8 protein-coding genes and 2 pseudogenes are annotated in these 8,804 nt (G+C 61.5%); 4 read left to right on the forward strand and 6 right to left on the reverse strand.

What is annotated here, in order from left to right:
- The 5 genes from HMPREF2656_RS09850 to HMPREF2656_RS09870 all read right to left on the reverse strand — a co-directional run.
- On the reverse strand, window positions 1-630 hold a 630-nt coding region (locus tag HMPREF2656_RS09850; protein WP_246825158.1), incomplete at its 3' end, for an ABC transporter substrate-binding protein.
- Window positions 631-639: 9 nt separating this feature from the next.
- Window positions 640-1,419, reverse strand: a complete 780-nt coding sequence (locus HMPREF2656_RS09855; protein WP_070816544.1) for a GntR family transcriptional regulator — start codon at window positions 1,417-1,419, stop codon at window positions 640-642.
- Between the two features lie 70 nt (window positions 1,420-1,489).
- Window positions 1,490-2,476: an LLM class flavin-dependent oxidoreductase gene (locus HMPREF2656_RS09860; protein ID WP_070816546.1), complete on the reverse strand. Its 987-nt coding sequence runs from the start codon at window positions 2,474-2,476 to the stop codon at window positions 1,490-1,492.
- A gap of 58 nt (window positions 2,477-2,534) precedes the next feature.
- Complete coding sequence (gene brnQ, locus HMPREF2656_RS09865) at window positions 2,535-3,965, reverse strand: branched-chain amino acid transport system II carrier protein (RefSeq protein WP_070816547.1); 1,431 nt, start codon at window positions 3,963-3,965, stop codon at window positions 2,535-2,537.
- An 87-nt stretch (window positions 3,966-4,052) separates the two neighbouring features.
- Complete coding sequence (locus HMPREF2656_RS09870; RefSeq protein WP_070816549.1) at window positions 4,053-5,174, reverse strand: MalY/PatB family protein; 1,122 nt, start codon at window positions 5,172-5,174, stop codon at window positions 4,053-4,055.
- Window positions 5,175-5,247: 73 nt separating this feature from the next.
- Between HMPREF2656_RS09870 and HMPREF2656_RS12575 the strand changes: the two genes are divergently transcribed.
- Both HMPREF2656_RS12575 and HMPREF2656_RS12580 read left to right on the forward strand, forming a co-directional pair.
- Window positions 5,248-5,502 (forward strand): type II toxin-antitoxin system Phd/YefM family antitoxin, encoded by a 255-nt coding sequence (locus tag HMPREF2656_RS12575; RefSeq protein ID WP_083279298.1) that lies wholly within the window; start codon window positions 5,248-5,250, stop codon window positions 5,500-5,502.
- The gene (locus HMPREF2656_RS12580; RefSeq protein WP_353887091.1) at window positions 5,495-5,890 is read left to right on the forward strand and encodes a type II toxin-antitoxin system VapC family toxin; all 396 of its coding nucleotides are present in this window, start codon (window positions 5,495-5,497) and stop codon (window positions 5,888-5,890) included. Before HMPREF2656_RS12575 ends, HMPREF2656_RS12580 begins: the two co-directional genes overlap by 8 nt.
- On the opposite strand, the pseudogene HMPREF2656_RS09875 reads toward HMPREF2656_RS12580, so the two are convergent.
- Window positions 5,887-7,788: pseudogene (locus HMPREF2656_RS09875) on the reverse strand (ABC transporter ATP-binding protein). The gene HMPREF2656_RS12580 and the pseudogene HMPREF2656_RS09875 overlap by 4 nt on opposite strands.
- A gap of 72 nt (window positions 7,789-7,860) precedes the next feature.
- On the opposite strand from HMPREF2656_RS09875, the gene HMPREF2656_RS09880 reads away from it, so the two are divergent.
- Complete coding sequence (locus HMPREF2656_RS09880; protein ID WP_070613993.1) at window positions 7,861-8,415, forward strand: hypothetical protein; 555 nt, start codon at window positions 7,861-7,863, stop codon at window positions 8,413-8,415.
- 10 nt (window positions 8,416-8,425) lie between these two features.
- A pseudogene (locus HMPREF2656_RS09885) lies at window positions 8,426-8,804 on the forward strand (M3 family peptidase); the annotation flags it as partial.

An 8,804-nucleotide genomic window follows, 5' to 3' on the forward strand; every position in this document is an offset into this window, starting at 1 on the left:
CACGGCGTCGCGCTCGACGGGGCCATCCCAGTAGTCCTCGCGGGCGTCGAAGACGATCTTCTCGCCGATATCGAAGCGCTGCACTGTGTAAGGGCCGGTTCCCAGCGGGTCGGTGGCCAGACGCTCGATGCTCGCCGGGGTCATCATCGCGCCGGTCAGCGTTGCCATGGACCACAGCCACGCATCCGCGTCACCCTCGACGGTGACGGTCAAGGTGTGCTCGTCGAGCACGTGCGTATCGACGACCGGAGCCATCTGGGCCTTCAACCCATTCTTCCACTCGTTCTGCACGTAATCGATGGAGAACGCGGCATCCTCGGCGGTAAACGCTTTGCCGTCGGAGAATGTCACGTCGTCGCGCAGGTGGAACGTGAATGTGTCGCCGTCGCGGTCCCACGAGGAGGCGAGGTGGGGGATGGGCTGGCCGTTGTCGTCGATACGCACCAGCGTCTCGTACACATTGCCCACGAGAGCCTGGGGTGCAGCAGCGCCGCCAACGGTGGTGAAGTCCAAGCCAGCAGGTGCTGCGGAAGCCGCAACCACCACCTCATCGCGGGCCTCGGAATTGGTGCAAGCAGCCAACGCAAGTGAAAGGGAAACGGTGGCTGCGACCAGCGTCCTTGAAAGCATGCTGTGAGATTAGTGGATGTCGGAGTCCACCTGGAACCACAGGGGGGACGAGTGCCCCCGAACATTGTTCAATCCGAAGGACACCTTGTCCGCGCGGAAGATGTGCACGGCGTATTCGAGCACGTCACCGTTGTGTGTCAGCGCCTTCAGCGCCACCGCAACTACCGGGTCGTTTTCCTCAATGCCGAGCTGTGTTGCCAGCTGCGCATCGGCGCGCTCCACCGTGAAGGAACGCGACAGGTTGTTAAAGTCCGCACCCGCGCGAATGAGTTCGCGGTGGATGGAATCCTCGGAGGTGTCCACCGTCTCAATCACGTCAGTCAGCGAAGCGTCGAAGTACATCACTTCGGCCACCAGCGGCTCGTCATCGGCGCTGCGTACACGGTCGAGGACGTAGACGTCCGTACCAGGGGCGATGTGCATCTTCTCGGCGACAGTCTCGTCCGCCTCGATGATGCCGCGGCGGTTGACCACCTCGCCCGGGTTCTTGCCCATCCGGTACAGCCACGAGGTGGTGGACAGGATCTCCTCGAACGTCTCGGTGCGGGTATTGGACAGCACCAGGGAGCGACGCCCGCGGCCCGAGGAGAGCAGGCCCTCCGCGCGCAACGTCGCTACCGCTTGACGCACCGGTCCGCGGGAGGTGTTGAACTGCTCGCACAGTTCGACCTCACTCGGCAGCGACTCACCCGCAGGAATGTGACCTGCGAAAATCTCGTCGCGAAGATAATCGGCGATCTCTTCGTGCTGCTGCGGTCGGCGTAGTGGACCGGTGGGCAATTGAGCCATGAGGGGTCAGATCCTTCGGTATCGGCGCGGATTTGTATAGCCAAATCCTAGACCACTGTTCACCAGTTTTTTACTTTCCCCAGGAATCGGCCAAAATTTCCATGTTGCGCAGGGTTGCATCGTGGCTTCCGGACTGCAACGAGATCATCAACTCGTCTGCCTTGGCCAGTTTTTGGAACGCCTCGAGGTACTCCACAACCTGCTCACCGGTGCCCTTCGCGGTGTAGCGCAGCATATCCGTGATCTGACGGCCCTGGAAGGAATTGACCACGGCGTCGAGCTGATCGTCCGAAAGTGCAGTGCCACGACGACCCATAAACGCACGCACGCGGTTGCGGTGCACGATACGGGTTTGTTCCTCGGCTTCCTGCTCGGAATCGGCAGCTGTGACGTTGACTGCGGCGATGCAGTACGGCTCCGGGTAGCGCTCCGACGGCTGGTAATTCTCCTTGTAGTAGGTGGTGGCCTGCTCCAAGTGCTGCGGCGCGAAGTGGGAGGCGAACGCGTACGGCAGGCCCAGCTTTGCAGCCAGGGATGCGCCGAACATGGACGAACCCAGGATGATCAGCGGAACGTTCGTGTTAAACCCGGGCATCGCCGTCACGCCCGGCAGTGGGGACTCGTTGGACAGCCAGGCCTGTAGCTCGAGAACATCGTCGGGGAAGCGTTCGGCGGCGGCAGGGTCTCGTCGCAAAGCACGGCCCAGCGTCTGCTGATCAGTACCGGGCGCGCGGCCCAAGCCAAGGTCGATGCGGCCGGGATAGAGCTCCTCGAGCATGCCGAACTGCTCCGCAATCACGTACGGGGAGTGGTTTGGCAGCATCACACCGCCCGAACCGAGGCGGATGCGCTCGGTCTTCGCGCCGATGTGGCTAATGAGCACTGCGGGTGACGACGACACAATGCTCGACATGTTGTGGTGCTCCGCGTACCAAATCCGGTCGTAGCCCAACCCTTCCGCCTTTTGCGCGAAAGTAACGGAGCGCTTCATCGCCTCGCCGACGGACTCGTCGGGGTAGCGGGTGCAAAAATCGATCAGAGAAAGTGGCGTACGCATAAGGCCCCACCGTACGCGTTTTGCGAACAGTGGGGCCTCGCAGGAGAGTCAGGTGCGACTACGACTGCAGTACCGGTGCAGCGTCACCTTCGGCGGAGAGGTCTTCGCCTTCGATGGACTCCATGGTGCCCGGGATCATCGCAGGCTTCGGCTTGGCCAGGTCCACGATCAAACCGATGATGAAGGCCACAACAACCGGAACAACCCAGCCGAGGCCCTCAGCGGCCAACGGGGCCCACTGCACAATCGGGCGCAGTGCATCGGCTGCCCAGTCCAAGGAGATGAAGGTCTCGATCGCGGACCACACCACGGCGACCCACAGCGGGACGAAGAACGCCCAGCTGAAGCGGGTACGTGCACGGAAGGCCGGCTCGATGAGCGTCAGTGCGATCAAGGTGATGGCTGGCGGGTACAGGAAGCCGATCACCGGAGCGGCAATCGCCATCACGAAGTCCAAGCCCTGCGTTGCCATGATCATGGAAGCCACAGCGAAGATGACGGCCCACACGTGGTAGGAACCCGGGAACTGCTCCGAGAAGTACTCGGCGGTTGCGGTGATCAGGCCGACAGCAGTGGTCAGGCAGGCAAGCAGCACGATGGCGGAGAAGACCGCCTGGCCGGCACCACCCATGGTCAGGTTGGAGGCTTCGGCGAGCAAGCCTGCGCCGTTGTCAAAGTTGGATGCGCCCGGCATGACACGGCCAATGACGCCAAGACCGACGTACACCAGCGCAAGCATGGCACCGGCGCCAACACCTGCATAGATGGTGCCGCTGACCAGCGGGGCGCCTTCCTTGAAGCCGCGGCCACGCAGGGTGGAAATCACCACGATGGAAAACGCCAGTGCGGCAATGGAGTCCATGGTCAGGTAGCCCTCGAGCAGGCCGGAGGTCAGCGGGCCGTTGTCGTACGGCTCCTGCGGGGTGGCCGGCTCGGCGCTCCAGCGGAATGCGGACACGGAGATCATGACGATCAGCAGGACGAGCAGCGCCGGGGTGAGGAACTTGCCCAGTTTCTCCATGATGGTGGTCGGGTTCCAAGACAGCGCCAGGGCGATGCCGAAGAACACGACGTTGAAGATGCCCGAGGCAACCAGCGAGTCAAAGCCGAACAGCGGAGTGATCGCGGTTTCAAACGACACGGCACCGGTACGTGGCAGTGCGTAGAACGCGCCGATGGAAAGGTATGCCAGGACCGGGAAGACCACGCCGAAGGCGGTGCCGGCGCGCTGTGCAAGGTCGCGCAGGTTCGAGCCGGACAGTGCAATCGCGATCACGGCGAGCACCGGCAGCAGCGATGCGGTGAGGAGGAAGCCGATGAGTGCCGGCCAGAAGTTGTCACCGGCCTGGACGGCCAGCATTGGCGGGAAGATGAGGTTTCCCGCGCCGAAGAACATTGAGAACAGGGCGAGCGCAGTCACGATGATGGCGCTGGTGGAGCGTCCATTCGTTGACTGGCTGTCTGCCCGTGAAATCGCTGTGGAACCCATTGGGAGAACCTCTCTAGCTAGTGTGCAGTTGCCTTAGCATAGACCACACGCCCGCTAGATGGGAACTAAGTTCCAATAGGTGGGACGTTAGATGGTGTTGATTGCGTCCCCGATCCGCTTGACAGCCTCTTGGAGAATCTCCGGGGAGGTGGCAAAGTTCATCCTCGCACGGTGCTCTCCGCCAGGGCCAAAGTCCACGCCCTCATTCATCGCAACTTTTGCGTGACGACGAAGCCACGCCGCCGGTTTTTCATCCACAAGCTTGGTCTTTGAGAAGTCCAGGAACATCAAATAGGTCGCCTGCGGCACCTCAATTGCAATACCCGGCACGGCCTTGGGGAGGTGCTCCACCAGCCAGTCGCGGTTGGCCCGCAGCTGCTCTATCTCTTCGTCGAGGAACTCACGACCATGCGTGTAGCAGGCCTCCGCGGCCACAATGCCGAGGGTGCCCACACCGTCTTTGGCTACCCCCGACATCGCGTTCCACGTACGAACGTCCTCGTCGTTGGTAAAGATCATTTGCGCGCACTTTAAGCCCGCCACGTTCCATGCCTTCGACGTTGCCGTCACCGTGATGCACACGTCCGGGTTGTTTGCTGCGGCGCAGACGTGGGCGCCGTCGAAGACCAAGGGCGCGTGGATTTCGTCGACAATCACGCGCGCGCCATGCTTGCGGGCGACCTCGCAGACGGCATCCAACTCGTCGGCCGTGAACACGTAGCCGCCCGGGTTGAACGGGTTGGTCACGATGATGCTGCCCGCGCCGCCCGCAAACGCTGCGTCCACCTCATCCAGGTCGAGCCCGCCCGCGCTGGAGACATCCACGCGCTTGCGGCCCGCAACCTGGGCAACTTCCAGGAACGGGAAGTACGCCGGCACCGGCACGATCACATCACCCTCGGTGAAGTACTTGATCGCCAGCATCACACCGCGCACCACATCCGCAACCGGGAAGATCTTATCCGCGTCCGGGCGCCAGCCGTAGCGGTGCTCGTAGAACCCAGCCACCGCTTCACCCAAATGGTGCGCGTGCGGTGCCGGGGTGTAGCCGAACATCTCGCGCTCCACCGCATCCGCAATCGCTTCCTTCACCGCCGGGGCGGTGGGGAAGTCGCTTTCCGCGATGAATAACGGCAGCACGTCAGCGTCGAACTGCGTCCACTTACGCGTGCCGCGGGCTTGCAGGGTTTCAAGGCTGGGAAATTGCATGCGCCCTACGGTAGTGGGATTTTTTCTTTCGCGGACCCTTTTATGCCGTAGCGCGTGGTGCTACGGTCGGTGCATGACGGAGACAATCAGCCAGCGAGAGCTGCGAAATGAAAGCGGGCGCATCATGCGAGCGCTCGACGAGGGGGAGACATTTGTGATTACAAGCAACTCGCATCCGGTAGGTGAATTGCGACCATTAAGGAAGCCACGATTCGCACGAAAAGAAGACTTGCTAGCAACGGTCAGGCGGCTTCCGAAAGTCGATTTTGAAAAGTTCCGGGCCGATATTGACGAGTATGTAGACCAACGAATTGATCCGCGTGACTAGCAGAGGCTTGTTGGATACATCAGTGCTCCTCGATCTCGATGAAATAGATCCAAATCTACTGCCAGAGCAGTGGACAATCTCGTCTATCGCTTTCGCTGAGCTGGCTGTCGGCCCTGTTGCAGCGCAGGATCCTTTGGAGCGTGCCCGCCGATCAAATCAGGCCCGTGCTATCGCTGAACTAGTTGAGTGTATTCCGTTCGACGATCGTGCAGCACAAGCCTATGCCCTTGTATATGGGGCAGTGATCCGTGCCGGGCGAAAGCCACGAGGCCGCGCGTTTGATCTTTTGATCGCAAGCACTGCTGTGGCGGAAGGGCTTGATTTGTATACGAGGAATCCGCAGGACTTTAGAGGTCTTGAGGAACTTTTAAACGTGATTTCGGTTTAGTCCGCTGTACCCGCGCTGGTGCCGTGGTCTTCTTCGTCGTACTCGTCGTCTTCGGCGCCGTCGGCGGCGAAACCGAACGCCTTCAACCGCTTCCTATCTGCAGCAGAAGAGGATGCCGTCAGGCGCAACAGCTCTGAATAAATACCGCCAGAGACAGCCAGATCTGCCGGCGAGCCGATCTCGTCGATACGTCCGTCGCGCAGGGTGATGATGGTGTCCACGCCGGCAATCGTCGATAAGCGGTGCGCGATCATGATCGTGGTGCGGTTGCGCATGAGCTCATCCAAACCGGCTTGGACGGCGCGCTCGGCTTTGGTGTCCAGGGCGGAAGTAGCCTCGTCGAGAATCAACAGCGGGGCGTCCTTGAGCATCGCGCGCGCCACCGCCACACGCTGGCGCTGGCCACCGGACAGGCGCAGGCCGCGCTCGCCGATGATCGTGTCATAACCATCGGTGAACTTCATGATGAAGTCGTGCGCGTTCGCACGCTTGGCCACGGCAACGACCTCTTCCATCGTCGCGTCCGGCTTGCCGTAGGCAATGTTTTCAAACACCGAACCGGAAAACAGCGCAGCCTCCTGGAACACCACACCCGTGGTGGCGCGCAGTTTCTCCACGTCCAGGTGCGAGATCTCCTCGCCGCACACCTCAAGGCGGCCACGCGTGATGGGGTAGAGGCCAAGCAGCAGGTTCACAATCGTGGACTTGCCGCCGCCGGACTCGCCAACCAGCGCGATCTTCTCGCCCTCACGGGCGGTAAACGTCACATCGTGCAGCACCGGCTCACCCGGCATGTACTCAAAGGTGACGTTGTCGAATGCGACGACCGGTTCGCGCACCCTCAGCGGTGTCTGCTGCGTTGCGTCGAGCGCCGGCATGCCGGAGGCTTCCGTCGCGGCCACCAGCTGGCGGTTCGCGGTCGGCTCGACCGGCTCGTCCATCACCTTGAAGTAGTCGCGCGAACCGGCGATGGCGCGCTGCGCAGAATCGACGATCCAGCTCATCATGGTCACCGGCTGGCGCGCCATGGTCACCATTTGGATGAGCATAACCATCTCTCCAACCGTGAAATGCCCATCGAGCGTGCGCGTGAACAGGATCAGGTAAATCCCCAAAAAGATCAGGTTCATGGCCACGCCGCGCGCGGTATCCATGGAGTGCCACCAGCGCGACTGCGGCCGTGTGATGTCCACCGTGTTGGTGTAGTGGCGGCCGAACTTCTCCAGCTCCCGGACCTCGGCGCCGTAGGACTTGGTTACCTTCACCTGGCCGACGACCTCGGCGAAACGCCCGTTGCCCTCGTCGATATTGGCGTTCTTCTCCTGCTCGAAGACTTGCCAGCGTTTCGACGTCAACGCCGTCAGCCACGTATACAACGGAAACAGCAGCGCCAGCAGCACCGTCAGCGGCCAGTAGTAGTAGGCCGTGATGCCCAAAATGGCCACGACCTGCAGCAGCATCGGCAGGAAATTATTGGTAAAGGATTGGATGAACTGCGTCACGTTCGCAATCGAGCGGTCCAGCCGCGCGATGATCGTGCCGGTGACCTGGTTGTCGTAGTAACGCTGCGGTAGTGCGAGCAACTTGGCAAAGTAGCGCGTAGACAGAATCTGGCGGATGCGCGCCACCATCACATCGCCCAGGTATCCGGACACGTTGTGCAGCATGGAAGCGGACGCCTCTGCGACAAACAGCGCGATGGCGAGTCAGACGACGGTGCGGGTTGCGTCGGGCACGGGCTCGTCGCCAAGCGCCGCAATGATCGTGTCGGTTGCCTCCCGAATGAGGAACGGGGAGATAAGCCCAAGCCCCGCGACTATCGACGACACCACCACAACCGCGATATAAAACGGCCACAACGCGGAAGCACTGCGAACGACGCGCATCAAAGACTGCATAATTTCCACAGGGTACCTGCGCGGTATTGTGTGCAGCGAAGCACTAGTTACGCGACAGAAAACGAGGCGCACATGTCCATCCGCACGAGCACCCGGCTTGCCGCCGTCATCCTGGCCACGACCATGCCGCTGGCAGCTTGCGTGGACCAACAAGAAGACCCGATTGGCGACGAAACCAGCCAGAACCTCGAAGAATCCGTCGAATCGAAGGTCAACGACAAGCCCACCTTCAACGTTGAGGAAACCGACCCGAAGGTCACCGACGAGCTCACCGGCAAGTCCGTCAAGGATCCGGCGATGGAGTTGTCGTACAAGTGGCAGGGGACGTCGTCGACAGGCGTGGGCACCGTGGTCGTTATCGCGGTGACCAACACGTCCGACGCGCCACTGCCTGTCGACGCCCTGAAGCCGGAACTGCGCTACAGCACCGACGGCTCCTCCTACACCGACGCCTCCTACATCTCCAATGCGGAGAAGGCCCAGGTGGATGTCGTCGGCATCGATATGCCGCTCGGCCCGGGTGCCACCACGAACGCGAAGTTCCCCTTCGAGGTCGCGCAGGGCAACCTATGGGACGCCGAGTTCACTGTTGGCAACGTCACATTCAAGGGCAATTTGAGCTATTAGACTGTCGCGCATGACAAATCCTTTGCTTGCGCCATCGACGTTGCCCTACAACCTGCCGGACTTCGCCGCAATCCGGCTTGAGCACGTGGAACCCGCCTTTGAACAGGCGTTGGTCAACCACGCGCAGGAAATCGCGGACATCACCACCCAAGACACCCCAACCTGGGAGAACACCGTCGAGGCCTTCGAGCTCGCCGGTGCGGACCTGGACCGTGTCATGGCGTGGTTCTTCAACCTGCAGGGCACCGATTCCACCGACGAGTTCGACGCCGTCGCCGACCGAATCGTGCCCAAGTTGTCCGCGCACGTGGACTCGATCTACCAAAACAGCGAGCTCTACTCCCGCATCCAGCAGGTCACCGCGCCGGAGGATGAGGAATCGCAGCGGC

Origin of the sequence: Corynebacterium sp. HMSC034B08 (assembly GCF_001835805.1) — a bacterium.
GTDB classification, from domain to species: domain Bacteria; phylum Actinomycetota; class Actinomycetes; order Mycobacteriales; family Mycobacteriaceae; genus Corynebacterium; species Corynebacterium coyleae.

Excerpts from the sequence above, each read along its gene's own strand:
- HMPREF2656_RS09855 (WP_070816544.1), bottom strand. The coding sequence starts at position 1,419 with ATGGCTCAATTGCCCACCGGTCCACTACGCCGACCGCAGCAGCACGAA.
- HMPREF2656_RS09860 (WP_070816546.1), bottom strand. The coding sequence starts at position 2,476 with ATGCGTACGCCACTTTCTCTGATCGATTTTTGCACCCGCTACCCCGAC.
- brnQ (WP_070816547.1), bottom strand. The coding sequence starts at position 3,965 with ATGGGTTCCACAGCGATTTCACGGGCAGACAGCCAGTCAACGAATGGA.
- HMPREF2656_RS09870 (WP_070816549.1), bottom strand. The coding sequence starts at position 5,174 with ATGCAATTTCCCAGCCTTGAAACCCTGCAAGCCCGCGGCACGCGTAAG.
- HMPREF2656_RS12575 (WP_083279298.1), top strand. The coding sequence starts at position 5,248 with ATGACGGAGACAATCAGCCAGCGAGAGCTGCGAAATGAAAGCGGGCGC.
- HMPREF2656_RS09880 (WP_070613993.1), top strand. The coding sequence starts at position 7,861 with ATGTCCATCCGCACGAGCACCCGGCTTGCCGCCGTCATCCTGGCCACG.